Origin of the sequence: Pseudomonas sp. PS01299 (assembly GCF_029960145.1) — a bacterium.
GTDB classification, from domain to species: Bacteria; Pseudomonadota; Gammaproteobacteria; order Pseudomonadales; family Pseudomonadaceae; genus Aquipseudomonas; species Aquipseudomonas putida_A.
This window is the reverse complement of record NZ_JASCPO010000082.1, coordinates 1-24,208: the sequence shown is the minus strand read 5'-3', so window position 1 is coordinate 24,208 and position 24,208 is coordinate 1. Positions and strand designations below refer to the sequence as shown.

The window sequence follows — 24,208 nt, the reverse complement described above, 5'->3', positions numbered from 1 at the left end:
CGCTCCCACAGTGGCCGGGTGTGAAACACAAAATTTCAATCACACCGAAGAACCCTGTGGGAGCGGGCTTGCTCGCGAAGGCGTCAGCTCAGCCACCCCAAAACCTACAGGCTGTTCTCACTCAACAACCGATACCCAACCCCCGCCTCCGTCACAATAAACCGCGGCCGCGTCGGATCATCCGCCAGCTTCTGACGCAAATGCCCGACCACAATCCGCAGGTAATGACTGTCCTCGGTATGCGTCGGCCCCCAGATGTCCTTGAGCAATTGCTGCTGGGTGATCACCCGCCCCGGGTGCCGCGCCAGTTGCGCCAGCACCGCATATTCCTTGCGGGTCAGCGCCACTTCGGCACCGTCGAGCAGCACTCGTCGATAGGCCAGGTCCACGGTCAACGGGCCGAACGTCAGCGCCGCTTGCTGGGCCTCGCCGGCCGGTGCCTGACGCAACAACGCGCGGACCCGGGCGAGAAACTCCTGAATGCCGAACGGCTTGGTCACGTAGTCGTTGGCGCCGCCATCCAGCGCCTGGACTTTCTGCCCTTCGCTGGCCCGCACCGAGAGCACCAGCACCGGCGCGGTGGCCCATTCGCGAAACTCGCGCAGCACCTGCTGGCCGTCCATGTCCGGCAGGCCGAGGTCGAGCACCAGCAGGTCGGGTTTGTTCAACGCCGCTTGGGCCAGCCCCTCGGCGCCGGTGCCGGCCTCGAGCACTTTGTAGCCTTGTGAGGCGAGGCTGATGCGCAGGAATTTACGGATCTGCGGTTCGTCATCGATGACCAAAATGGTCGCGGTCTGGCTCATGAATTCACATCAACACAAAAGATTGGCAAGAGAGTAGCGCAGTCGCGATCAGGCTTCATTGTCCATCCCCGGTTGCGTCTGCAACGGCAGGTGCAGGGTGATGCTGGTGCCGCGCCCGTCGATGCCGTCGGCGACGCTGATCCGGCCGCCATGCGCGCCGACCATGCCCTGACAGATCGCCAGCCCCAGACCGGTGCCCTGCCCGCCGCGATCGCCGCGCGCGGCGGTGTAGAACATGTCGAAAATTTTCGCTCGCTCGTCCTCGGGAATCCCCGGGCCTTCGTCGCTGACCGTGAAGAAGATCTCTTCGTTATTGGCACCAGCACTCAATTGCAAACGCCCGTGTGGCGGCGAGAAGCGTGCAGCGTTTTCCAGCACATTGACCAGCGCCTGCTCGATCAGCGCCGCATGCACGAACAGCAGCGGCAACTCGGACGGCACATCGGTGCTGACCTGCAACGGCGCGAGCACCGCACGCAGGCGATTGAGCGAGCTGCCGACGATGTCCGCCGGCGCCACCCAGTCGCGCGCGAGCTTCAATGCACCGTGGCCGAGGCGGGTCATGTCCAGCAGGTTCTGAATGTAGCGATCGAGGCGTTCGGCTTCGTCGCGGGTGCCTTCGAGCAACTCGCGGCGATCCTCCAGCGGAATGGCTTCGCCGAGGGCCAGCAGGCTGTCGATGCTGCCGCGCATGGCGGTCAGCGGTGTGCGCAGATCATGCGATACCGAGGCCAGCAGCGCACTGCGCAACTGCTCGGTTTCACCGTGCAGGCGCGCGGCTTCCAGATCGTCCGCCAGTTGCGCCCGCGCCAGCGCCTGCGCCAGTGGCTGACTCAACGCGGTGAGCAGGCGTCGACGCTGGCCGCTCAAGGTCTGGCCCTCTTTGGCGCAGACCCCGAGCAGCGCCAGCGGCCCGTCCTCCACCGACAGCGGCCACCACCACCAGCGACCGAAAGGCAGCGTGCCGGTGCCCATGCCGGCCGGTTGATCGTGTTGCCAGGCCCAGTCGGCGGCGGCGCGCTCCGATTCGCTGAATTCCAGAGGCCCGCCGGTCTCGACTTTCCAGCCGCCCTGCCCGTCGCGGTTGAGCAGGCACAATTGCAGATCGCTCCAGCCGTTGAGGTGCTGCGCCGCAGCGCTGACTACCGCCTGACGATCCGTTGCCGCAGTCAGTTTGCGCGACAGATCGAGCAGCTCCGTGGTCTCTTCCTGCGTATCGCGCAACGCCTGCAACTGCCGCCGCTGACGCGCCGCGAGATTGCCGGTGAGCGCCGCCATCAGCAGGAAGAACAGCAAGGTCAGAACATCTTCTTCGCGCTGGATGGCGAAGGAAAAATTCGGCGGAATAAACAGAAAATCGTAAGTCAGAAACGACAATGCCGCGCAGGCCAGCGCCGGGCCCAGACTGCTGCGCACCGCCACCAGCAACACCGCCGCGAGGAACACCAGCGAGATGTTCGGTAGCGGCAAAATACTCGATACCGCCCACGCCAGGGCACTGGCCAACAGCGTGGCAACCAGCGCCAACAGATAGTCGAACCAGACCAGCGTCGGCGTCGTTCGCAGGCGCTGTTGCGGGTGTTCATGATCGTTGTCGAGGACGTTGATTTCCAGGCCGTGGGCCTGGCGCAGCAAACGCGCGGCGAGCCCGCCACCGAACAGGCGACGGCGCAGACTCGGCCGCGACTGGCCGACCAGCAGCAGACTCGCCCGGCGTTCGGCAGCATGCTGAATCAGGGTTTTCGCCACTTCGCCGGCGCGTAACAACACCACTTCGCCGCCGAGGCGTTCGGCCAGTTGCTGGGCATTTTGCAGGCGCAGGCGCGATTGCTCGTCGCGCACTGTGCCGTTGTCGACATGCACCAGACTCCACGGCAAATGCCGGCGCTGGGCCACGCGGCTGGCGTGACGCACCAGGCGTTCGGCATGCGCATCGCCATCGACGCCGACCAGCAAACGTCCGCGCACCGCCGGAGCCGCCTGGCCGAGTTGGCGATAGCCTTGAGCGAGATCGTTATCGACCTGCGCGGCCGCCGTTTGCATTGCCAGTTCACGCAGCGCGGTGAGGTTGGTCTGGGTGAAAAACGCATCGATCGCCGCCCGCGCCTGCTCCGGCACGTAGACCTTGCCTTCGCGCAGACGCTCCAGCAGCTCGCGCGGTGGCAGGTCGATCAGCAGCAGTTCGTAGGCTTCCTGCAGCACCCAGTCCGGCAGGGTTTCGCGCACCTGCACGCCGGTGATGCCGCGCACCTGATCGTTGAGACTTTCCAGGTGCTGGACGTTGACCGTGGTGTAGACGTCAATGCCGGCGGCAAGCAGTTCCTGAATATCCTGCCAGCGCTTGGCGTGACGACTGCCGGGGGCGTTGGTGTGGGCCAGTTCGTCCACCAGCACCAGCTTGGGTTTGGCCGCGAGCAGGCCGTCGAGGTCCATTTCTTCGAGCATCACGCCACGGTATTCCGAGCGCACCAGCGGCTGCTGCGGCAAACCGCCGAGCAGCGCTTCGGTCTCCGCGCGGCCGTGAGTTTCGACGACACCGGCGATGATTTTCACGCCCTGGCGCAATTGCGTGTGCGCGGCCTGGAGCATGGCGTAGGTCTTGCCGACCCCGGGGGCGGCGCCGAGGAAAATCTTCAGCCGGCCACGGCCGTCGCGGGGCAGGTCTGCTAACAGTGCGTCGGCGCGGCCGGAGTCGCTCATGCTTGATCTCTTCAGTCAGATGTTTATGTGTTGCCAGTTGTGGCCTCTTCGCGAGCAAGCTCGCTCCCACAGGTTCAGTGTTGCTCTTGTGGGAGCGGGCTTGCTCGCGAATGGCCGCGCCGCAGAATTACAGCTTTTCCAGCGCCATGTTCAGCTCCAGCACATTCACCACCGGCGGCCCCACCAGCGGCTGTTCGATGTGCGCATCGAGCAGTTGCTGCAAAGTCGACATAGGCAAGTTGCGCGCTTGCGCGACACGCGCCAGTTGATAGGCAATTGCCGCCGGTGGCAAGTGCGGATCGAGGCCGCTGCCGGAGGTGGTCAGCAACGCCAATGGCACCGGCCCCTGGCCGGGCACCTGCAACTTGTTGGCGTCGTCGATCACCCGCGTGGCCAGCGCCGGATTGCTCGGCGCCAGGTTGCTGGCGCTGCTGGAAACGGTCGCGAAGGCGCCCGCCGAAGGACGCGGATGAAACCACGCATCACCGACGAAATCCTGGGCGATCAACGACGAGCCGCGCACCTTGCCGTCGGCATCGTGCACCAGGCTGCCGTTGGCCTGTTCAGGGAAAGCGACCTGCGCAACGCCGGTCACCACCAGTGGATAGGCCACGCCGGTGATCAGGGTCATCAGCACCAGCAGGCTCAGGGCCGGACGTATCATTGTGGACATTGCAAAATCCTCGAATTCGTTGGGCAAACTTTTGCGGGGTACCAGGGAGATCTTTTCCCCCTCACCCCAGCCCTCTTCCCCAAGGGGGCGAGGAGAAAGGGAGCCGATCTCTGCGCTTTTCCAGACCTGAGTTCGGCTCGCTATCCCAGGTCGGTACGCCTCTTACAAACACCTCGATCAGTCCCCTCTCCCTCCGGGAGAGGGTTAGGGTGAGGGGCTCTTCCAACCTCAAACCAAATGCAAAGCCGTGAGCAGCATGTCGATCGCCTTGATCCCCACGAACGGCACCAGAATCCCGCCCAGTCCGTAGATCAGCAGGTTGCGCCGCAGCAGTGCCGCGGCACTCGCTGCTTGTACGCGTACGCCACGCAATGCCAGTGGAATCAGCACGACGATGATCAGGGCGTTGAAGACGATCGCCGAGAGGATCGCGCTCTGCGGACTGGTCAAGTGCATGATGTTCAGCACACCCAGTTGCGGATAGATCGCGGCGAACAGCGCCGGCAGAATCGCGAAGTATTTGGCCACGTCGTTGGCGATGGAAAACGTCGTCAGCGCACCACGGGTCACCAGCAATTCCTTGCCGATCTGCACCACGTCCAGCAGCTTGGTCGGGTCGCTGTCGAGGTCGACCATGTTGGCTGCTTCGCGTGCGGCTTGCGTACCGTCGTTCATCGCCATGCCGACGTCAGCCTGGGCCAGCGCCGGGGCATCGTTGGCACCGTCGCCGCACATGGCGACCAGACGACCGTCGTTCTGTTCGAGACGGATACGTGCGAGTTTTTTCTCCGGGGTGGCCTCGGCGAGCACGTCATCGACGCCCGCTTCAGCCGCGATGGCCGCAGCGGTCAACGGGTTGTCGCCGGTGACCATCACCGTGCGAATCCCCAGTTTGCGCAGCTCGGCAAAACGCTCGCGAATGCCTGGCTTGACCACGTCCTTGAGATGGATCGCACCGAGCAGTTTGCCGTCGGCGCAGACCAGCAACGGCGTACCGCCGCTCTGCGCGATCTTGTCGATTTCCCGCGACAGCGCCGGGGCCAGATCGGAGCGTTGTTGACCGAGGAAGGCCAGCAGCGAATCGACTGCGCCCTTGCGGTACACGCGGCCCTGATAGTCGACACCGGACAAGCGGGTTTCCGCACTGAACGGCACGGCAGTCAAAGTATCCAGCGCCGGCTCGGTTTGTGGGTGCAGACCGCGCAGGTACTCGACGATGGATTTGCCTTCGGCGGTTTCGTCCGCCAGCGAGGCAAACAACGCGCCTTCGGCCAGTTCGCGACCATTCACGCCTGGCGCGGCATACACCGCGCTGCAACGGCGGTTACCGAAGGTGATGGTGCCGGTCTTGTCCAGCAGCAACACATGCACGTCACCGGCCGCTTCCACGGCGCGCCCGGATTTGGCGATCACGTTCAGCCGCACCAGACGATCCATCCCGGCAATACCGATGGCCGACAGCAAACCACCGATGGTGGTCGGAATCAGCGTGACCAGCAGCGCCACCAGGAACACCAGCGGCAGGCTGCCGTTGGCGAAGTGGGCGAACGGCTGCAGGGTCACCACCACCAGCAGGAAGATCAGGGTCAGGCCGATCAGCAGGATATCCAGCGCGACTTCGTTCGGGGTCTTCTGGCGCTTGGCGCCTTCGACCAGGGCGATCATGCGATCGAGGGTCGATTCACCCGGGTTGGCAGTGATCTTCACCAACAACCAGTCGGACACCAGGCGCGTGTTGCCGGTGACCGCCGAGCGATCGCCACCGGACTCGCGAATCACCGGCGCCGATTCACCGGTGATCGCCGCTTCGTTGACCGCGGCAATACCTTCGATGACTTCGCCGTCACCGGGGATCATCTCCCCCGCTTCGACGCGCACCACGTCACCTTTGCGCAGGCTGGCGGCAGGCACCACCTGGAAGCTGCCGTTGGCCAGTTTGCGCCGCGCGCTGAGGCCTTCGCTGCCAGCCTTGAGGCTGTCGGCGCGGGCCTTGCCGCGACCTTCGGCCAAGGCCTCGGCGAAGTTGGCGAACAGCACGGTGAACCACAGCCACAGAGCAATCTGCGCGGCGACGAAAGTCGGCACGACGTTGTCCGGGATGAAGCACAGCACGGTGGTGAAAATCGCCGTCAGTTCGACCACCAGCATCACGGGCGAACGCACCAGCTGGCGCGGGTCGAGCTTGACGAAGGCTTGCACCAGCGCCGGACGCCACAGGGCCGAGATCGCGGTTTTCGGTGCTTCTGCCGACTGGGTCGGCACCGCAGGTTTTGCAGGAACATGCATATTCATGATCGATTCCTTAGAAGCCCATGCTCAAGTGTTCAGCAATCGGACCGAGCGCCAGGGTCGGCAGGAAGGTCAGGCCGCCCACCAGCAAAATGGTCACGGTCAACAGGGTCACGAACAGCGGGCCGTGGGTCGGGAAGCTGTTCTGGCCGATCGGTGCGGTTTTCTTCATCGCCAGGCTGCCGGCCAGTGCCAGTACCGGCAGGATGTAGCCGAAGCGACCGATCAACATGCCCAGACCGAGCATCAGGTTGTGGAACGGGGTGTTGGCGCTCAGGCCACCGAACGCCGAACCGTTGTTCGCGCTGGCCGAGGTGTAGGCATAGAGCAACTGGCTGAAACCGTGCGGGCCGGGGTTGCTGATGGTCGCCGCCGGGCCAGGCAGAGCAGCGGCGATCGCGCCGAGTACCAGCACGCCTACCGGCATGACCAGCAAGGTCACCACCAGCAATTGCACTTCCCGCGCCTGCAATTTCTTGCCCAGGTATTCCGGTGTGCGGCCAATCATCAGGCCGGCGAGGAACACCGCGATCAGCACGTTAAGCAACATGCCGTAGAGCCCGGCACCGACGCCGCCGAAGATCACTTCGCCGACCATCATGTTGACCAGCGCCACCATGCCGCTAAGCGGGTTGAGGCTGTCGTGCATGCCGTTGACCGAACCGTTCGACGCTGCGGTGGTGGTCACCGACCACAGCACGGTGGCGGTGGTACCGAAGCGTGCTTCCTTGCCTTCCAGCGGCGCGGTCTGTTCGACCGCGACATTGTTCAGCGCCGGGTTAGGCTGATATTCGGCCCACAGCGAAGTCGCGCCGCCGATCAGGAACAATGCGAGCATGCAGGCGATGATCGCGCGGCTCTGACGCTGGTCTTTCACGTAATGACCGAAGGTGAACACCAGCGCTACCGGAATCAGAATGATCGACGCGAGTTCGAACAGGTTGCTCCACGCGGTCGGGTTCTCGAACGGATGCGCCGAGTTCACACCGAAGAAGCCACCGCCGTTGGTACCCAGTTGCTTGATCGCAATCTGGCTGGCGGCCGGGCCGAGCGGGATCACTTGATCGACGCCCTGCATGGTTACGGCATTGACGTATTGCGCGAAGGTCTGCGGCACGCCCTGCCAGACGAGGTACAGCGCCAGCAGCAGGCACAGCGGAAGCAGGCCGTAGAGGGTTGCGCGGGTCATGTCGACCCAGAAGTTGCCCAGGGTCTTGGTCGACTTGCGACCGATGCCACGGCACAGCGCAACCAGCACCGCCAGGCCGGTGGCGGCACTGACGAAGTTCTGCACGGTGAGGCCGACCATCTGGCTCAGATAGCTGAGGGTCGCTTCACCACTGTAGGACTGCCAGTTGGTGTTGGTCATGAAACTGACCGCGGTGTTGAACGCCTGGGTCCATTCCTGGCCCGGCAGGTTTTGCGGGTTCAGCGGCAGGTGATCCTGAAACAACAGTATCGCGAACAACAGCAGGAAACCGGCGAGATTGAACGCGAGCAAGGCCAGCGTGTACTTCTGCCAGCTCTGCTCAGCCTGCGGATCAACCCCGGCAATCCGATAGCAACCGCGCTCGACCGGGCCGAGAACCGGCGTCAGCCAGGTGCGCTGACCTTCCATCACCTTGTAGTAAAAGCGCCCGAGGAACGGCGCCGGCAGCAAGACCACCGCAAAAAACGCGAGGATCAGCCAATAGTCATAACTGTGCATAGCCGCTCCTAGTTCCGGTCCGCGCGCAACAGCGCAACCAACAGATAAATGAACAGCCCGGCTGCCAACAGCAGGGACACCCCGTCCAGAACGCTCATGGAAGATCTCCGTTTTACGGCGTATTGCCGCGTGTGGAGGCATTGTCGGAAAGGAGGCTGTAAAGGAACGAGACCGAGGGGGTTGGCTGGGCATAAAGAAAGCGTAAAGAGTGGGTTTATGCGTTCGTTACAGGTGGGTTTTGCGTCGTGTTGGCGGGCTTCTTCGCGAGCAAGCTCGCTCCCACAGGGGATTTGTGAACGCCACAGATCCAATGTGGGAGCGGGCTTGCTCGCGAAGACGGCATAACTGCCAGCATCGCACCCAACTGGCGCACAAAAAACGCTCATCCAGCCGCGAACATCCCCGATACGACAGCTTTCAGCGCTTTACGACCTGACTTACAGCAATGGCACGCCCACTGCACACGCCCTCCCCCGAGCTTTCCAAACCGTTCCGGGAGCAAGCGCATGAACACACAACTCAAACCCACGCTGGGCACCTTGCACCTGTGGGGCATCGCCGTCGGGCTGGTGATTTCCGGCGAGTACTTCGGCTGGAGTTACGGCTGGGGCGTGGCTGGCACGCTGGGTTTTCTAGTGACCTCGTTCATGGTCGCCACGATGTACACCTGTTTCATCTTCAGCTTCACTGAACTGACCACGGCGATTCCCCATGCCGGCGGGCCGTTCGCTTACAGCCGTCGTGCGTTCGGTGAGAAAGGCGGGCTGATCGCCGGGCTGGCCACGCTGATCGAATTCGTCTTCGCGCCGCCGGCGATCGCCCTGGCGATTGGCGCTTATCTGAATGTGCAGTTTCCGGCGCTCGATCCGAAACATGCGGCAGTCGGCGCCTATATCGTGTTCATGACCTTGAACATCCTCGGGGTGAAACTGGCGGCGACGTTCGAACTGATCGTCTGCGTGCTGGCGGTGATCGAATTGCTGGTGTTCATGGGCGTGGTCGCGCCGGCGTTCAGCTTCAGCAGCTTTGCCCTGAATGGCTGGGCCGGTTCCGATGTGTTCGGGCCGCCAGCGATTGCCGGGATGTTCGCCGCGATTCCGTTTGCGATCTGGTTTTTCCTCGCCATCGAAGGCGCGGCGATGGCTGCCGAAGAAGCCAAGGATCCGAAGCGCACGATCCCCAAGGCCTACATCAGCGGGATCCTGACCCTGGTGTTGCTGGCGATGGGCGTGATGTTCTTCGCGGGCGGCGTCGGTGACTGGCGCACCCTGGCGAACATCAACGATCCGTTGCCGCAGGCGATGAAGACCGTGGTCGGCGACAACTCCGGCTGGTTGCACATGCTGGTGTGGATCGGCCTGTTCGGCCTGGTGGCGAGTTTCCACGGGATCATCCTCGGCTACTCGCGGCAGTTCTTCGCCCTCGCCCGCGCCGGTTACCTGCCGGCGTCGCTGGCGAAACTCTCGCGCTTCCAGACCCCGCACCGGGCGATCATCGCCGGCGGCATCATCGGCATCGCCGCGATCTACAGCGATGGTTTGATCAACCTCGGCGGCATGACCCTCACTGCGGCGATGATCACCATGGCCGTGTTCGGCGCGATCGTGATGTACATCATGAGCATGCTCAGCCTGTTCAAACTGCGCAAATCCGAACCGAATCTAGAGCGTACTTTCCGTGCGCCGTGCTACCCGCTGATTCCGCTGATCGCACTGGTGCTGGCAGTGGTATGCCTGATCGCCATGGCTTGGTTCAATGCACTGATCGGGCTGATTTTCCTTGGCTTCATGGCGGTCGGCTTCGGCTACTTCCTGCTCACCGGGCAACTGCGCGCTGACGCTCCGGCCGATGCGATGCTGACCGGCCGCTGAGGGATTTCGGGTACACCGGGCTTAACCGGCCTAGAATGGAACCACTGCGAACTCACTTCGCTCAAAGTGGTATGCAGCGTCGCTGGCGAAACCCTCGCCCGCCGAGCTGCCATTAAGGAGAGCCGTTATGCCCTGGTATGCCTGGTTGATTCTGGTCGTTGCAATCGGCTCGATCGTTGGCGGATTGATGATGCTGCGCGACACCGCCAACAAGGTTGAACTGACCGATGAAGAACGCAAACGCGTTGCGCAGCGCAACGCCGAAGCGGACATCAAAGACGCGCAGGATCGCTGAACGAAGAACCCCGCCTGAATCGGCGGGGTTTGTTTTTTGTGGGAGTATTAACTCCAAGGATCGTGTTGGACTCAGCGGCGCGCTTTTAAGAAGTAGAAGTACAGTCACCATGTCATTTACCTTGGTTAAGATGGTGGTCTTGTTGCGGAGAGTTCCACATGCGTTACTCGCAAGATCATAAAGCTCAAACCCATCAGCGGATCATCAAGGAAGCCTCGGCGCGATTTCGCAAAGACGGCATTGGTGCTACCGGTCTGCAACCCCTGATGAAAGCACTGGGGCTGACCCACGGCGGCTTTTACTCACACTTCAAATCCAAGGACGAACTGGTCGAAAAAGCCTTGCAGGAGGCGAGCGATCAAGTCGATGGTCTGTGCGCCGAGATCTTTGCCAAGGAACAGCCGCTGCAGGCGTTTATCGACACCTACCTGTCCGAATGGCATCAGACCTCCCCGCACGAAGGCTGTCCGCTGCTGACCATTTCCTCAGAGCTGGGTCTGCGCGGCCAGCCGAGCCCGACCAGTGATGCGGTACTCAATGCCCGACTGAGTCAAATCGAAGGCACCCTCGAGGGCGACAACAACGCCGACCGGGCCATTGTCATCATGTCGACGCTGGTCGGCGCGCTCTTGCTGTCACGCAGTGTCGCTGACGTCGAGCTTGCCCAACGCATCCTCGACGTCACGCGCGATCACCTCAAGCAATCGCAGGACTAAGCCTGCCAGCGCTTGAACAGCACACTGGCATTCACCCCGCCAAAACCGAAACCGTTGGACAGGGCATACTCGATTGGCATCGACCGCGCCTGACCGTGAACGATATCTACACCCGCACTCGCCGGATCGGGATTGTCGAAGTTGAGCGTCGGCGGGACGACCTGATCCCGGATGGCCAACAAGGTGAAGATCGCTTCCAACCCGCCGGCAGCGCCGAGCAAATGCCCGGTGGCGGATTTGGTCGAAGTCACGGCGATTTTATTCTCCGTACCGAACAGCGCCTTGATCGCTGCCAACTCACCAAGATCGCCCACCGGCGTCGAGGTCGCATGCGCATTGAGATGCTGCACCTGATCTGGCGCAACACCCGCCTGAGCCAGCGCCAACTGCATCGCGCGTCGTGCACCGCTGCCGTCCTCCGGCCCGGCGGTGAGGTGATAGGCATCGGCAGTGGTGCCGTAACCGACCAGCTCAGCCAAAGGCTGCGCGCCACGTGCCAGCGCATGCTCCAGCGATTCGATCACCAGCAGACCGGCGCCCTCGCCCATCACGAAACCATCGCGACCACTATCAAAGGGTCGTGAGGCACGTTCGGGGGTGTCGTTGTAACCGCTGGACAACGCTCGCGCCGCGGCAAAACCGGCCAGGCTGACCCGATCGATGCAGGCTTCCGCGCCACCGCAAACCGCGATATCCGCTTCACCGGCACGAATCATCCGTGCAGCATCGCCAATCGCCTGGACCCCGGCAGCACAAGCAGTCACCGGTGCGCCGAGCGGGCCTTTCAAAGCGTGCTGGATCGACACATGACCGGCCGCCAGATTGACCAGAAACGATGGAATGGTGAACGGCGACAGCCGACGCGGGCCACGACTGTCGGTGGTGCGTACGGCGTCGGCTATTGCACCGAACCCGCCAACACCGGAGCCGATGATGGTCGCGGTGCGCTCCTGATCCTTGGCCTCGGACGGCTGCCATCCGGCTTGCGCCAACGCTTGGCGCGCCGCTTCCATGGCGAACAGGATGAAGCGATCCATCTTCTTCTGCTCTTTGGGCGGCGTGGCAAGATCCGGATCGAAACCGGCCTCGACGTCCTCCGCCGCCGTTGGCACCATCCCGGCGACCCGGGTCGGCAGATCTGCGCTCACCGCCTCCGGCAAATTGCGCAAGCCCGAGCGCCCGGCGAGCAAACGCTGCCAGACAATCTCGAGATCGCTCCCCAAAGGCGAAACCAGGCCCATACCGGTGACAACAATTCGACGCTGACTCATACCGCAGTTACCTCTGATCAATTTTTGTAGCGTTCAGCCGCGGAGCTGCGCGACAGATTCGGTGCCATGACATGTCGTGCACGCACAAAGGCCTGCCATTCACCCTCGTCAGGCAGCGACGGGATGGTAATCAACTCGCCCTGATCCAGACCGGCGAGCGCCGCATCGACCATCTCGCCGGCCTCCATCACCATCTCCGCCGGAATGCCGCTGGCATCGATGCCGGAACGCTCCCAGATTTCAGTGCGGGTAACGCCGGGCAGCACCGCTTGCACCTTCACGCCAGTGCCTTCGAGCTCGGCGTTGAGCGATTGAGTCAGGCTCAACACGTAGGCTTTACTCGCACTGTAGGTTGCATTGAAGCGTTCTGGAAACAGCGCCACCACCGAGGCGATATTGATGATCGTGCCGCGTCCAGCCTTGGCGAAACTGGCGGCGGCTGCCGAGGCCAGCAACGTTACGGCGGTGACGTTCAATTGGATCAGACGCTCCAGTTGCTCGGCGTCGGAATTGGCCAGCAAACCATCGGCTGCGACCCCTGCGTTATTCACCAACAGGCTGATGCTCGAATCACTGCGCAGGCGTTGCTGGAGTTTGAGGACATCGTTCTTTTGCGTCAGGTCGGCTTTGAGCACTTCGACCTTTACACCGTGCGCTTCGCGCAACTCGCCCGCAGCGCTTTCAAGACGCTGTTGATCGCGTGCCACCAACAGCAAATCAAAACCACGCGCTGCCAGCCGCTGCGCGTAGACGGCACCGATACCGGACGATGCGCCAGTGACGACGGCCGTACCTTGAGACTGGACTGAACTCATGACAGCGCTCCTGAAACATATTGGGAGATAGGCCTCCAACGCTCACTGGCCTGGAGGTGGCGGAAATTATTATAGGCATAATCCAAAGACAATATGATACCCATAATTTTCAGCTCACCGACAAACGCGACGCCCCCCCTCTCTGCCGCATCTCTACCACCAGAAAGCAGAAAGGCCGGTCAATGACCGGCCCCTTGGCGTTGAATAATCAGCTTAGTTCACTTCCAGCTTGTCGCGGTTGCGATCGAGGATCGCCTTGCCGATGCCCTTCACTTCAAGCAGTTCATCCACCGAGGCGAATGGCCCATTAGCATCACGATACGCAACAATCGCTTTGGCTTTCGCCTCGCCGACTCCGGACAGCTGTTTTTGCAGAGTTGCTGCGTCGGCGCCGTTGAGATCGACCTTTTCACTGGTAGACGTCGCAACGGTATCGCTCACCATTGTTGCCTGATCCGCGTTCTGGACAACGGCAGGTGCCGCCACTACAGCGATTGAAGCGCTGGTGAGCAAAGCAAAAACCACAGAGTAGAAAAAACCGTTACGCATAAATGACGCTCCATCATCGATTGAGAAAGCAGCTTTTCCGAAGCTGCTCTCCAAACTTAGGCGATGGTTGGCGGGTGTCAAAAATGCGTCTATTACAGGATGTGAAACAATCAGGGTTCCAGGCGGCGCTGCTGGTAGATCCAGTCGACGATTTCGCCGTCGGGGGTGTAGCCGGAGACAGTTTCGCGTAGGAGTTGGCGGACGCGGGAGTAGTCATCTTTTTCGACCGCGTTCAGCAGTTCGCTCAACCTGTCCTTTAATACTTCCCAAGGCAGGTGATCTTCATTAGCGGACATGATCATCGGGTGAGAGGTCGCCGCCACGTTATCTCCGATCAACAGCTCTTCGTAGAGCTTTTCACCCGGCCGCAATCCGGTGAACTCGATGGAAATGTCGCCTTGAGGATTACGCTCGGATCGAATACTCAAACCTGACAAATGGATCATCTTCTCTGCCAATTCGACAATCCGCACCGGCTCGCCCATATCCAGAACGAACACATCACCACCCTGCCCCATGGAACCTGCCTGGATAACCAACTGCGCGGCTTCGGGAATGGTCATGAAATAGCGGGTGATTTTGGGGTGGGTGACCGTTAACGGGCCACCGGATTTGATCTGGCTGTGGAACAGTGGGATCACCGAGCCAGAAGAACCCAACACATTACCGAAGCGCACCATAGTGAAGCGAGTCTTGTTGACCCGGGATACGTTGGCATTGTCACCAAACAACACCGGAGCGATTTCACGACTGAGGGCTTGCAAAGTCAACTCGGCCAAACGCTTGGTGCTACCCATTACATTGGTCGGGCGGACAGCCTTATCAGTAGAGATCAACACAAAGTTGGACACGCCTGACTGCAATGCAGCCTGAGCAGTGTTGAGCGTGCCAATGACGTTGTTAAGCACACCCTCAGCAATATTGTGTTCGACCATGGGCACGTGCTTGTAGGCAGCAGCGTGATAAACCGTGTCGACACCCCAGGTCTTCATAACATCAAGAAGCTTGTCCTGATGCCGGATGGAGCCCAGGATCGGCAGCAAGCGCACAGCAACTGACGCCCTGCCGCTACGCTGCTCCAGCTCCGCCAAGATGCTGTAGAGATTGAACTCGCTGTGCTCGAACAGCAAAAGCGTAGTGGGTTCCAGTGCAAAAATTTGCCGACACAGTTCTGCGCCAATCGACCCGCCAGCGCCAGTAACCATCACTGTCTTGCCCTTAATACAGCGCTCAAGCAAATCGGGTTGAGCAGGAACGGAGTCGCGGCCAAGCAGGTCGGCAATATCGACCTCTTGGATGTCTTCTACCTTAACTCGTCCGCTGGCTAGATCAGTGAAGTTGGGCACGCTTCGAATATGAAGCGGGAAACGCTCCAGGATGGTGAGAATTTCACGGCGTCGGGCCCGGGTTGACGACGGCAGCGCCAGAAGAATTTCCTGCGCACCGGATTCGTCGATCATCTGCTGGATGTGTTTGGGCTTGTAGACTTGCAATCCCGCAATCACTCGGTCAGCAATGCTCGCATCATCGTCGATAAAGGCGACAGGCCTCAACGTTCGGCCCATGCGCAACGCTGCGACCAATTGGTTGCCCGCTACGCCTGCGCCGTAGATGGCGACTTTAGTAAGCCCATCATCCCTGTTTGTGAACGGTACATGCTGTGCAGCAGTGAACCAATCCCCCATGAAGTATTGCCGCATGCATAGGCGCAGCCCTCCAATGATGACCAGACTTAGCCACCAGTAATTGAAAATGATCGAGCGCGGTACGACTGTCTCATGGTTACTGTACCAATAGACCACAAGTGCCAGGATCAATGAGGACAGGCTCACAGCCTTGACAATGGCCAGCAGGGCATCATTGCCAAAGTAACGCATGACAGCCCGATACATGCCAAAACGGATGAAAAGAGGAATAGCTATAAGCGGTGCGCTGATGAATAGCCAAAAATGAGCTTTCAACGGGTTATACATATCGTCTATGCCCAGGCGCACGATAAAGGCGAGCCATAACGCGCACCATACCAAGACCACATCGGTGGCGACCTGGACCAGCCTTTTTTGCCTGCGAGGCAACCCCAGCAAAACTCTGCGCACTTTATCCATTCAGCCTGTTGAGCACGTAGCCCCCTCCTTTAAGCAGTCGTCAAGCGGCATTGTAACCTCAATGACAACAAGATCACCCGACACTTACACCGTGAGGACTTAGCATCTACAGCGAGAATCGACCAATTGGGTCCAAAAGGCCATCAACCATCATCGCAGCGCTGATCATCGAGAGCGCTTGAAGCGCTTACGCCCGGCGACAAGGAAATTCTTGGGCGTGCGCCCCTCTGCGTGGGATGATAAGCTAAGTCTGTTCAGTGCGTCAGAAAGAAATAGCGCTTGGAAGGCACATCCAGGTGCGCTTGCACAGGATTTTTCAATAGCTCACATCGTCCACGATGACGCGACCAGGAAGGGCACGCCTGCATGAAAAAACAGCAGAAAGATGCAGAGTTCACCTTCTACGCAGAGTCTGGCTCCCGCGACAACTAAGAATCTGGATGTTAACGGGATGAAAAAAGCAACTCCATCCTCAGACAATATTACAATCATTGACTGTTTTGAAACCCCGGTGATTTGAATGCTCAACAACTCAATAAATGCTGCCTTGACGGACATAGGGGCGGCGGTGAAACGCTATTCCCTCGTTGGCATGCTTGGATGGCAAGATGTTCGCCAGCGATATAGGCGCTCTGCCGTCGGGCCATTTTGGCTGACTATCAGCATGGGCGTCATGATTGGCACAATTGGTTTGGTGTTCGGCCAAATTTTCAATTCCCCCATGAAGGAGTTTCTGCCTTTCCTTGCTGTGGGCATGATTCTGTGGAGCTTCATTGCCACGTGCCTGCAGGAGGGATGCACCAGCCTTATAGTTGCAGAAAGTATTATCAAACAACTGCCCATTCCGTTGTTTGTGCACATTTTGCGCACACTGTGGCGTAACACACTTATCCTCGCGCATAACATTGTAATCTTCCCCTTGGTACTGCTGGCTGTACAAAAGCCGATTGGCATTGAAGCACTGCTGAGCATTCCTGGCATGGTTTTATTAACGCTGAACCTGGCCTGGGTTAGCCTGATATTGAGCGTCTTTTGTGCACGATATCGCGACCTCCCGCAAATCATTGCCAGCATTTTGCAAATCGCGTTTTATCTCACTCCAATCATGTGGCTGCCGGGCCTGATCTCTGGCCGATCCGGCACCTATTTGTTGGATTTCAACCCCATCTACCATCTCATCCAAATTGTCAGGGCACCCTTGCTCGGGCAGGACGTCAGCGCTGTCAGTTGGTGGGTGGCGGGGAGCATGGCAGTGCTCGGCTGGAGCCTGGCAATCCTGATTTATGGCAGCTACAAACGTCGCATTGCATATTGGATCTAAGAAGAAAACTATTATGGCTTCTATTGAGTTTGATAAAGCATGCGTTGATTTCCCCATCTACAACGCAAACGCACGTTCGCTAAAAAAGCGACTTATTGAAGTCGCTACCGGCGGAAAAATTAGCGCCAACGATAAAGGCCGAGTGACTGTAAGAGCGCTGGAGAATCTTACTTTCTCACTCAACGATGGTGACCGAGTGGGCTTGCTCGGACATAACGGCGCCGGTAAAAGTACATTACTTCGACTGTTGAGCGGTGTTTACGCTCCCTCTTCCGGTACGGCGGCAATCAGCGGAGAAGTGGCCTCCCTCATTGATATATCGCTGGGAATAGATCCGGAAGCAACCGGCAGAGAAAATATCTTCATGCGCGGCATTCTGCTCGGGATGCTGAAAAGCGATATATCCGAAAAGCTCGACGAAATCATTGAGTTCTCAGAACTCGGCGACTTTATCGACATGCCGGTACGGACCTACTCAACAGGCATGCATTTACGCCTGGCGTTCGCAGTATCAACGACCATCAGACCAGAAATCCTGATAATGGATGAATGGCTATCGGTAGGCGACGAAGGTTTCAAACATAAAGCAGAAGCCCGAATGAACGAGCTCGTTGAAGCCACCAACATCCTGGTAATTGCCAGCCACTCGCGCGAACTGGTAATGCATACGTGCAACCGGGTAATTTGGCTGGAGCACGGCAAAATCAAGATGGACGCCGATCCCGAGACAGTGACTCGCGCCTACTTCGGCGAGTAATACTTACTGATCCTCGACCATGCCTAGTAAGAGTCAGCCACCTGAAAACCTTGGGGTGATTTGGGTAAAGGGACAGCCTGCAAGAAGAACTCATTCTTCTTACAGGCTTATCCCCTCCCTCTGCAGCCATTGAAAAAGTCCTTGCACTGAAACAGCCCCACTTAGCAATGTCGCCCGTTTCTCAGCGCCCCCAGAGCCAAGAGGAAAAGAAGGAAAAACCAAGCGATCAAGGTCTCGTCACAGAGCTCATTCATTGCCGGAAGGACCTCGTCAGCCGACGGAATTACCATGAAGACAAATCTGTCGATGTACGGCTTTCACAGGACGCCACAGACGCCAGAGCCACCCCCTAAAATAGTCGCTTACCTTCAGCGAATATCGGCCTCGAAGCCACCGTACACTGCATGAAAGTCGAAAAAACGCATCAGTATCGCTGCATTTGAAGCTTGTACTTGCACCGCCACCATAGCCACCGTAACCTTCCCGCTGCGAAGAGAATCCAGACAGATTGCGCGCCTGAAACTGCACCATATCGCAGCCAAGTTGAGGCTAGTACAGCGAGACAAAGCGAAAATTCGACTTATCTGCTACGAAGCGAGATTAACTGTCGACGCGAGCATGTGCATCAAGTCGAGAGAAGCGTCCACAATTGTTAACTTAAACACTGACTAAAGCTGCTTTATCCCAGCCCTGCAGTCAAAAAGCGTTCAAGTTGTAATTTTCACCTCTGGTCAGAAATAGTCTGACCTCCGTTTTTCAGGGAAGTGTTATGGTGACTACCCCCCCTCCTCTAGTCGTCGATCTCGACGGCACACTGTTGCGTTCCGATCTACTGCTGGAAACCGGCATGGCCTTCGTTCGCAAACAGCCCCTGCAGATATTCAAACCCTTTGGCTGGCTGTTAAAGGGCAAAGCTGCACTTAAGGAGGGACTCGCCACCGCCACCCGTATTGACGTCGCCTCGCTTCCCTATGACCCGCATGTGATCGAGTTGATCGAAATCGAGCGACGCACCGGACGCAAGGTGATACTTGCGACGGCCAGTCATCACTCTCTGGCTGAACGCATCGCGGAACACCTGCAACTGTTCGATCAGATACTGGCCTCCGACGCCACGCGCAACCTGTCAGCCCATCGTAAGCGTGACCTGCTGATCGAGCACTACGGGGAGAACGGGTTCGATTACGTTGGGAACTCTCTTGATGACATTCCCGTATGGGCCGCCGCTCGACACGCTTACGTGGTCAATCCCGAGGCGGGCGTAGAACGACGTGCACGAGCTCAGGGCAATGTCGAACAACTCATTGACTCTAACCGGCCTTCGCTCAAGGACTGGATGAAAGCCCTGCGCCTTCATCAATGGATGAAGAATGCGTTGATCTTCGTACCCCTGCTGGCAGCGCATCAATTAGCTAATCCACTCCTGCTTTTTCAGGGGATTCTGGCCTTTCTAATGTTCGGACTATGCGCCTCAAGCGTTTATGTGCTCAACGACCTCCTTGACCTAGAAGACGATCGCCATCATAAAACCAAACGCAAGCGCCCGTTCGCCTCAGGCAAACTGTCGATCAGATCGGGCCTGATTGTATTACCGCTGTTGCTGATAGGTGCATTTGGTGGCGCCGCACTTCTGCTGCCCTGGCAGTTCTCGGTCGTGCTGTTGGCCTACTACGTCCTGACGCTGGCGTATTCGCTGTCGTTGAAAAGACAGATGGCCGTCGACGTGATTGCACTGGCCCTTCTCTATACCGTGCGAATCATCGCCGGTGCAGCGGCATTCAGCCTGCCGCTGACTTTCTGGATTCTGGCGTTCTCGATGTTCATGTTCCTCAGCCTGGCACTGGTGAAACGCTACGCCGAACTGTATGAAGCGCGGAGCAAAGGCAAGACAGAGAAAACCCGCGGCCGAGGATATTACCCCGCCGACCTGGAAATGATCTCTTCGCTCGGAGCATCTTCTGGCTATCTGGCGGTGATGGTACTGGCTCTTTATATCCATGATCAGGCCACGACAAATCTTTATACATATCCGCAAGTCATCTGGGTCGCATGCCCGCTGCTGCTGTTCTGGATTACCCGGGTCTGGATGCTTACGCATCGCGGGGAAATGCACGACGACCCTGTCGTGTTCGCCATCCGCGACCGTGTCAGTCTGGTAGTCGGGGCTTTGTTCGGGCTGGTTTTCTGGGTGGCCGCATGAGCCTTTATTCCTGGGGCAGGTACCCTGACAAACCTCAAACGGCGAACGCTTGCAGTTGGCGCAGCGAAATACCTGCTCGCGTGGAACAAATCATAACCCAGCACGGCAGCACGCTGGCCTACGGCAATGGCCGCAGCTATGGCGACAGTTGCCTGGCGGCTAGCGATCAAGTGCTGAGCATGCGCTCGCTCGATCGGTTCATCAGTATCGACTGGAAACAAGGTATCCTCGTTGCAGAGGCCGGTGTAACACTGGGTGAAATTCTTGCGATCACGATTCCGCAGGGCTGGTTTCTCCCCGCCACCCCAGGGACCCAGTTCGCGACCCTGGGCGGCGCGATAGCCAACGATGTCCACGGAAAGAATCATCATCTACGAGGCACGTTTGGCAATCATGTTCGACACTTCGGACTAAATCGCCACGGTCAGGAGCAAGTCACCTGCTCCCCCACCGAAAATCACGAACTCTACGCAGCGACCATCGGCGGGCTGGGCCTCACTGGTGTGATCATTTGGGCAGAGATTCAGTTGATGCCCATTCGATCCAGCCAAATTGACAGCACGCTGGTCCGCTTCGATAACCTGGGAGAATTCTTTACTCTTTCAGCCGAACTCGATCATCAACACGAATACAGTGTTGCATGGATCGATTGCTTGGCTAAAGGCGATAAAACCGGGCGCGGTGTCTTCATCGTAGGCGACCATGCCCGGTACGGCGCTCTGGACGTGCAGGAGCGCCGGAAGCGGACAATTCCGCTGACCCCGCCGATCTCACTCATCAACAATCTGTCCCTGCACGCCTTCAATGAAGCCTATTGGAGGCTGCATCCAGTCCAGCGTACCCAAAAACGCGTCAGCTATGAGCCGTTTTTCTATCCGCTGGACGGCATCCTGCACTGGAACAGAATTTATGGGCGCCGAGGCTTCCAGCAATATCAGTGCGTAATTCCTGAAGAATCCGCCGAAAAGGCAATTCAAGCGCTCCTGACAAGCATTGCAGCTTCGGGCCAAGGCTCTTTCCTTGCCGTGCTTAAACGTTGCGGCGACATCTCGTCACCTGGCTTGCTGTCCTTTCCTCAGGCAGGCACTTCACTTGCTTTGGATTTCCCGCAAACTGCTGTGCTCCTGCCACTGTTCAAACGCCTGGATGCCATCGTGAATGAAGCAGGCGGTCGCCTGTACCCTGCCAAAGATGCTCATATGAGTGGCAATGATTTCCGCAAGGCCTATCCAGACTGGGAAAAACTGGAAGCGCTACGCGACCCAACATTGATGTCCCATTTTTGGAAACGAGTGATTGCATGAAACGAGTTTTGATCATTGGAGCCACCTCGGCCATCGCCACAGCCTGCGCACGCTTGTGGGCCGAGCAAGGCAGCACGTTTTTTCTGGTGGCCCGCGACCAGGAGAAACTGGAGCAAACCGCCGCTGATCTTCGGGCTCACGGCGCCAAAGCGGTATGTCTGCATTCCATGGACGCGACCGACATAACCGCACATCCGGAAATGCTCAGCAGTTGCATGAATGAATTGCAACAGATCGACATCGCCCTGATTGCTCACGGCACCCTGCCGGACCAAAAAGCTTGTGAACAGGATGTCAATGTAGCGCTGAGAGAGTTCGCCGTGAATGGCACCTCGGTGGTGGCCCTGCTTACTCTGCTGGCCAATCAATTTGAAGCACAGCGTTGTGGCAGCCTGGCAGTGATTTCTTCGGTGGCCGGCGACCGTGGTCGTCCCTCCAACTATCTTTACGGCACCGCCAAGGCGGCTGTATCGACGTTTTGCGAAGGTCTGCGCGCACGCCTCTTCAAAGTCGGCGTAAATGTCACCACCATTAAACCTGGCTTTGTTGATACCCCGATGACTCAGGGGCTGAATTTACCACCGTTTCTGCTCGCCACACCGGACAAGGTGGCTCACCGCATCGTTGATGGCATTGGGCGCAAAGCCAGCACTTTGTATGCACCGGGTTTCTGGGCGTTGATCATGCTGATCATTCGATGCATTCCTCAGGCGATATTCAAGAGGCTCAACTTGTGACTGTGCAGGCTCACTTGTCTGGCTGGAAATACCGCGCACTAATTCTTTCCGTCGTGGTATCCGCCATAGGCTACCTCGCCTTTTCAATGTGGGGTGGTTGGGACGCTGTTGCAGCATCGGTAAAAAAAGTCGGCATACTGGGCGTTATAATCGCGCTATTGATGTCCTCTTTCAATTACTTACTCAGATTTGTCAGATGGCAGATTTACCTGAAAGTACTCGGGCACGCCATTCCATGGAAACCCAGCCTGAAAATTTATCTGGCTGGATTTGCATTGACGACGACACCAGGAAAGGCCGGAGAAGCACTTAGAGGTGTTCTGCTTAAACCTTGGGGCATGCCATATAGACAGAGTTTTGCCGCGTTCTTCAGCGAAAGGCTCTCGGACCTTATTGGCATTGTATTGCTGACTTTTTTAGGCCTAACTTTATACCCTGACGCAAGACCGGTAATCATTCTTGGCGCTATAGGTATAACAGCAGTCCTGATCATACTGTCACAGGAAAAAATTCTTGGCTGGGTAGAGCGATTAGTCGAACCCAAACAGGGCAAGCTGGCAAAACTGAGTAGCCACCTGATTGGTATATTCAAAGAGGCGCAACGTTGCCAAAAAATTGATGTATTGGTACTTACCACTCTCTTCGCAATCATTTCATGGGGAGCCGAGGCGGTCTCTTTTTACTGGATACTGACCTGGATGGGCGCGGACGTCAGCTTGCAATTCGCCACGTTCGTCTACGCACTCGCGATGCTCGCCGGAGCGGTCAGTTTTATGCCAGGGGGCCTCGGTGGCGCCGAAGCGGTAATGGTGACGCTTTTAATATGGAGTGGCATGCATAACGCAGACGCTGTTGCTGCGACGGTATTAATACGTCTCGCAACACTTTGGTTTGCTGTGGCCGTTGGCTCGGTTTGCTTGAGCATCGCCAAGAAAGACCCAATACCCGCGCCCCCCCCTTCGACGTAATAACTTTGAATTGGGACGTCGCACGCATTTCAGCAATGCCGAAACAGCATCTATGACAACGAGGTAAAAATGCTGACCCTTGGAAGCAACACTACAAAGAACGGAATAATTCCCGCTGAGCATTTCCTGCGAGCTAAAGGCCACTGGTTTTTTGCGATCGTAGCCTTCTTCGTTTACGTATACGTACTCTACGCTGGCTGGGGCGGTGCAACCGCCGACGACGGGTCGTTTTTCCTGCGCTATGCAGAGAACATGACTCACGGGCAATTCTGGGTCTGGAACATTGGGGAGGCGCCAATCTGGGGCGCATCGTCCCCCCTTTACCCGCTGTACCTGGCACTCCTGATGAAACTGGGGGCTGAACCTGTCGTGGCCTTGGTCGGCGGCGGCGCGTTACTGGGTTCCTTGGCACTGACATTTACCGGATGGATGCTGGTACAACGGTTTGGCTACATTGCAGGCATATTATTCGTAGCCGCCACCTCCTCCGACGGTTTCTTCATGTGGTACGCCGGGACTGCCGGTCTTGAATCACCACTAACCACTGCTGTTTTTACCTACGCCGTGTGGGCACTGCTGAGAGGCAATAGCGGGGTCCATATCGGGATTGCCGCCGGTCTACTCTCGGTACAAAAACTTGATTTGATCCCCGCCGCATTTTTTCTGATATGCGCCTGGAGTTTCCTGACGCGCTCTATCCCCGTAAAAACGGTCATCATCGCCGCCATCATTGCCGCTGCTTGGTATGGGTTTGCCTGGCTCTACTTTGGACTGCCTGTACCAAACTCTTTCATTACCAAAACTTTTTTCCAGAATGCGCAATCGTTTATTACCTGGCAGTGGTTCGGAAAATACCTGCTCATAGAAAACAATCACTACTGGTTCGCAATTTTTGCGCTGTCAGCGCTCTTGGGATTGAATAAAAAATCCGCACCGGTGTTTATCTTTCTCGGCGGCTTGACACTTACACACCTGACAGCTTATAGCCTAAAGTTCCCTCTAGGGAATCTCCGAACAAGCCTTCAGTTATGCGAGAATCCCCGCAACACCTGATCCGAGCCGCCCATGAGCCAGATGAGCTTTTCCGACTTTGAGTACGCCGGCAAGCGCAAGCAAACCCGCCGAG

General features: G+C 58.3%; 20 protein-coding genes. 10 read left to right on the top strand and 10 right to left on the bottom strand.

Translation table 11 applies throughout. The features are described 5' to 3' along the window. Nucleotides 1–104 precede the first annotated feature (104 nt). The 6 genes from QMX91_RS16135 to kdpF form a co-directional block, all read right to left on the bottom strand. On the bottom strand, nucleotides 105–803 hold the full coding sequence (locus QMX91_RS16135; RefSeq protein WP_007963684.1) for a response regulator: 699 nt from the start codon (nucleotides 801–803) through the stop codon (nucleotides 105–107). A gap of 48 nt (nucleotides 804–851) precedes the next feature. Next, nucleotides 852–3,503 (bottom strand): sensor histidine kinase KdpD, encoded by a 2,652-nt coding sequence (locus QMX91_RS16130; protein ID WP_135296298.1) that lies wholly within the window; start codon nucleotides 3,501–3,503, stop codon nucleotides 852–854. 127 nt (nucleotides 3,504–3,630) lie between these two features. Then, the gene (gene kdpC, locus QMX91_RS16125; RefSeq protein WP_096794945.1) at nucleotides 3,631–4,176 is read right to left on the bottom strand and encodes a potassium-transporting ATPase subunit KdpC; all 546 of its coding nucleotides are present in this window, start codon (nucleotides 4,174–4,176) and stop codon (nucleotides 3,631–3,633) included. Nucleotides 4,177–4,404: 228 nt separating this feature from the next. Further along, on the bottom strand, nucleotides 4,405–6,468 hold the full coding sequence (kdpB, locus tag QMX91_RS16120) for a potassium-transporting ATPase subunit KdpB (protein ID WP_134787030.1): 2,064 nt from the start codon (nucleotides 6,466–6,468) through the stop codon (nucleotides 4,405–4,407). Nucleotides 6,469–6,478: 10 nt separating this feature from the next. Then, complete coding sequence (gene kdpA, locus QMX91_RS16115) at nucleotides 6,479–8,173, bottom strand: potassium-transporting ATPase subunit KdpA (RefSeq protein ID WP_096794943.1); 1,695 nt, start codon at nucleotides 8,171–8,173, stop codon at nucleotides 6,479–6,481. A gap of 8 nt (nucleotides 8,174–8,181) precedes the next feature. Continuing rightward, nucleotides 8,182–8,271: a K(+)-transporting ATPase subunit F gene (kdpF, locus tag QMX91_RS16110; protein WP_007963673.1), complete on the bottom strand. Its 90-nt coding sequence runs from the start codon at nucleotides 8,269–8,271 to the stop codon at nucleotides 8,182–8,184. Nucleotides 8,272–8,679: 408 nt separating this feature from the next. On the opposite strand from kdpF, the gene eat reads away from it, so the two are divergent. From eat to QMX91_RS16095, 3 genes are all read left to right on the top strand, one after another. Beyond that, complete coding sequence (gene eat / locus QMX91_RS16105) at nucleotides 8,680–10,044, top strand: ethanolamine permease (protein WP_007963671.1); 1,365 nt, start codon at nucleotides 8,680–8,682, stop codon at nucleotides 10,042–10,044. A 127-nt stretch (nucleotides 10,045–10,171) separates the two neighbouring features. Further along, on the top strand, nucleotides 10,172–10,339 hold the full coding sequence (locus QMX91_RS16100; protein WP_003226857.1) for a DUF2897 family protein: 168 nt from the start codon (nucleotides 10,172–10,174) through the stop codon (nucleotides 10,337–10,339). Nucleotides 10,340–10,497: 158 nt separating this feature from the next. Continuing rightward, nucleotides 10,498–11,055 carry a TetR/AcrR family transcriptional regulator gene (locus QMX91_RS16095; RefSeq protein ID WP_282413030.1) on the top strand — a complete coding sequence of 186 codons (558 nt, stop codon included), beginning with the start codon at nucleotides 10,498–10,500 and terminating at the stop codon, nucleotides 11,053–11,055. On the opposite strand, the gene fabF is transcribed toward QMX91_RS16095, so the two are convergent. From fabF to QMX91_RS16075, 4 genes are all read right to left on the bottom strand, one after another. Further along, nucleotides 11,052–12,326, bottom strand: coding sequence for a beta-ketoacyl-ACP synthase II (gene fabF, locus QMX91_RS16090; protein WP_150368267.1), 1,275 nt, complete (start codon nucleotides 12,324–12,326; stop codon nucleotides 11,052–11,054). The two genes, QMX91_RS16095 and fabF, sit on opposite strands and share 4 nt — an antisense overlap. 17 nt (nucleotides 12,327–12,343) lie before the next feature. Beyond that, complete coding sequence (locus tag QMX91_RS16085; RefSeq protein ID WP_282413029.1) at nucleotides 12,344–13,141, bottom strand: SDR family oxidoreductase; 798 nt, start codon at nucleotides 13,139–13,141, stop codon at nucleotides 12,344–12,346. A gap of 213 nt (nucleotides 13,142–13,354) precedes the next feature. After that, nucleotides 13,355–13,690, bottom strand: a complete 336-nt coding sequence (locus QMX91_RS16080) for a helix-hairpin-helix domain-containing protein (RefSeq protein ID WP_210558246.1) — start codon at nucleotides 13,688–13,690, stop codon at nucleotides 13,355–13,357. A 110-nt stretch (nucleotides 13,691–13,800) separates the two neighbouring features. Beyond that, a complete protein-coding gene (locus QMX91_RS16075) occupies nucleotides 13,801–15,795 on the bottom strand; it encodes a nucleoside-diphosphate sugar epimerase/dehydratase (RefSeq protein ID WP_282413028.1) in 1,995 nt (664 codons plus the stop codon). Between the two features lie 520 nt (nucleotides 15,796–16,315). Between QMX91_RS16075 and QMX91_RS16070 the strand changes: the two genes are divergently transcribed. The 7 genes from QMX91_RS16070 to QMX91_RS16040 all read left to right on the top strand — a co-directional run bounded on the left by QMX91_RS16070 (nucleotide 16,316) and on the right by QMX91_RS16040 (nucleotide 24,135). Further along, the gene (locus QMX91_RS16070) at nucleotides 16,316–17,116 is read left to right on the top strand and encodes an ABC transporter permease (protein ID WP_282413027.1); all 801 of its coding nucleotides are present in this window, start codon (nucleotides 16,316–16,318) and stop codon (nucleotides 17,114–17,116) included. 13 nt (nucleotides 17,117–17,129) lie between these two features. After that, on the top strand, nucleotides 17,130–17,873 hold the full coding sequence (locus QMX91_RS16065) for an ABC transporter ATP-binding protein (RefSeq protein WP_282413026.1): 744 nt from the start codon (nucleotides 17,130–17,132) through the stop codon (nucleotides 17,871–17,873). Between the two features lie 769 nt (nucleotides 17,874–18,642). Continuing rightward, nucleotides 18,643–20,073 (top strand): UbiA family prenyltransferase, encoded by a 1,431-nt coding sequence (locus QMX91_RS16060; RefSeq protein ID WP_282413025.1) that lies wholly within the window; start codon nucleotides 18,643–18,645, stop codon nucleotides 20,071–20,073. Then, on the top strand, nucleotides 20,070–21,377 hold the full coding sequence (locus QMX91_RS16055; RefSeq protein ID WP_282413024.1) for an FAD-binding oxidoreductase: 1,308 nt from the start codon (nucleotides 20,070–20,072) through the stop codon (nucleotides 21,375–21,377). The genes QMX91_RS16060 and QMX91_RS16055 overlap by 4 nt, the downstream gene beginning before the upstream one ends. Beyond that, on the top strand, nucleotides 21,374–22,114 hold the full coding sequence (locus QMX91_RS16050) for an SDR family oxidoreductase (RefSeq protein WP_282413023.1): 741 nt from the start codon (nucleotides 21,374–21,376) through the stop codon (nucleotides 22,112–22,114). The genes QMX91_RS16055 and QMX91_RS16050 overlap by 4 nt, the downstream gene beginning before the upstream one ends. Further along, on the top strand, nucleotides 22,075–23,082 hold the full coding sequence (locus tag QMX91_RS16045) for a lysylphosphatidylglycerol synthase transmembrane domain-containing protein (RefSeq protein WP_282413022.1): 1,008 nt from the start codon (nucleotides 22,075–22,077) through the stop codon (nucleotides 23,080–23,082). Before QMX91_RS16050 ends, QMX91_RS16045 begins: the two co-directional genes overlap by 40 nt. A 69-nt stretch (nucleotides 23,083–23,151) precedes the next feature. Then, the gene (locus QMX91_RS16040; protein WP_282413021.1) at nucleotides 23,152–24,135 is read left to right on the top strand and encodes a hypothetical protein; all 984 of its coding nucleotides are present in this window, start codon (nucleotides 23,152–23,154) and stop codon (nucleotides 24,133–24,135) included. The last annotated feature ends 73 nt before the right edge of the window (nucleotides 24,136–24,208 follow it).

Bases quoted from the DNA above. Each gene is read 5' to 3' on its own strand.
- QMX91_RS16095 (WP_282413030.1), top strand. From the start codon at position 10,498: ATGCGTTACTCGCAAGATCATAAAGCTCAAACCCATCAGCGGATCATC.
- QMX91_RS16100 (WP_003226857.1), top strand. From the start codon at position 10,172: ATGCCCTGGTATGCCTGGTTGATTCTGGTCGTTGCAATCGGCTCGATC.
- QMX91_RS16135 (WP_007963684.1), bottom strand. From the start codon at position 803: ATGAGCCAGACCGCGACCATTTTGGTCATCGATGACGAACCGCAGATC.
- QMX91_RS16085 (WP_282413029.1), bottom strand. From the start codon at position 13,141: ATGAGTTCAGTCCAGTCTCAAGGTACGGCCGTCGTCACTGGCGCATCG.
- QMX91_RS16050 (WP_282413023.1), top strand. From the start codon at position 21,374: ATGAAACGAGTTTTGATCATTGGAGCCACCTCGGCCATCGCCACAGCC.
- QMX91_RS16070 (WP_282413027.1), top strand. From the start codon at position 16,316: ATGCTCAACAACTCAATAAATGCTGCCTTGACGGACATAGGGGCGGCG.
- eat (WP_007963671.1), top strand. From the start codon at position 8,680: ATGAACACACAACTCAAACCCACGCTGGGCACCTTGCACCTGTGGGGC.
- QMX91_RS16130 (WP_135296298.1), bottom strand. From the start codon at position 3,503: ATGAGCGACTCCGGCCGCGCCGACGCACTGTTAGCAGACCTGCCCCGC.
- kdpA (WP_096794943.1), bottom strand. From the start codon at position 8,173: ATGCACAGTTATGACTATTGGCTGATCCTCGCGTTTTTTGCGGTGGTC.
- QMX91_RS16065 (WP_282413026.1), top strand. From the start codon at position 17,130: ATGGCTTCTATTGAGTTTGATAAAGCATGCGTTGATTTCCCCATCTAC.
- QMX91_RS16075 (WP_282413028.1), bottom strand. From the start codon at position 15,795: ATGGATAAAGTGCGCAGAGTTTTGCTGGGGTTGCCTCGCAGGCAAAAA.
- kdpF (WP_007963673.1), bottom strand. From the start codon at position 8,271: ATGAGCGTTCTGGACGGGGTGTCCCTGCTGTTGGCAGCCGGGCTGTTC.
- kdpB (WP_134787030.1), bottom strand. From the start codon at position 6,468: ATGAATATGCATGTTCCTGCAAAACCTGCGGTGCCGACCCAGTCGGCA.
- kdpC (WP_096794945.1), bottom strand. From the start codon at position 4,176: ATGTCCACAATGATACGTCCGGCCCTGAGCCTGCTGGTGCTGATGACC.
- QMX91_RS16055 (WP_282413024.1), top strand. From the start codon at position 20,070: ATGAGCCTTTATTCCTGGGGCAGGTACCCTGACAAACCTCAAACGGCG.
- QMX91_RS16040 (WP_282413021.1), top strand. From the start codon at position 23,152: ATGCTGACCCTTGGAAGCAACACTACAAAGAACGGAATAATTCCCGCT.
- QMX91_RS16045 (WP_282413022.1), top strand. From the start codon at position 22,075: ATGCATTCCTCAGGCGATATTCAAGAGGCTCAACTTGTGACTGTGCAG.
- QMX91_RS16060 (WP_282413025.1), top strand. From the start codon at position 18,643: ATGGTGACTACCCCCCCTCCTCTAGTCGTCGATCTCGACGGCACACTG.
- QMX91_RS16080 (WP_210558246.1), bottom strand. From the start codon at position 13,690: ATGCGTAACGGTTTTTTCTACTCTGTGGTTTTTGCTTTGCTCACCAGC.
- fabF (WP_150368267.1), bottom strand. From the start codon at position 12,326: ATGAGTCAGCGTCGAATTGTTGTCACCGGTATGGGCCTGGTTTCGCCT.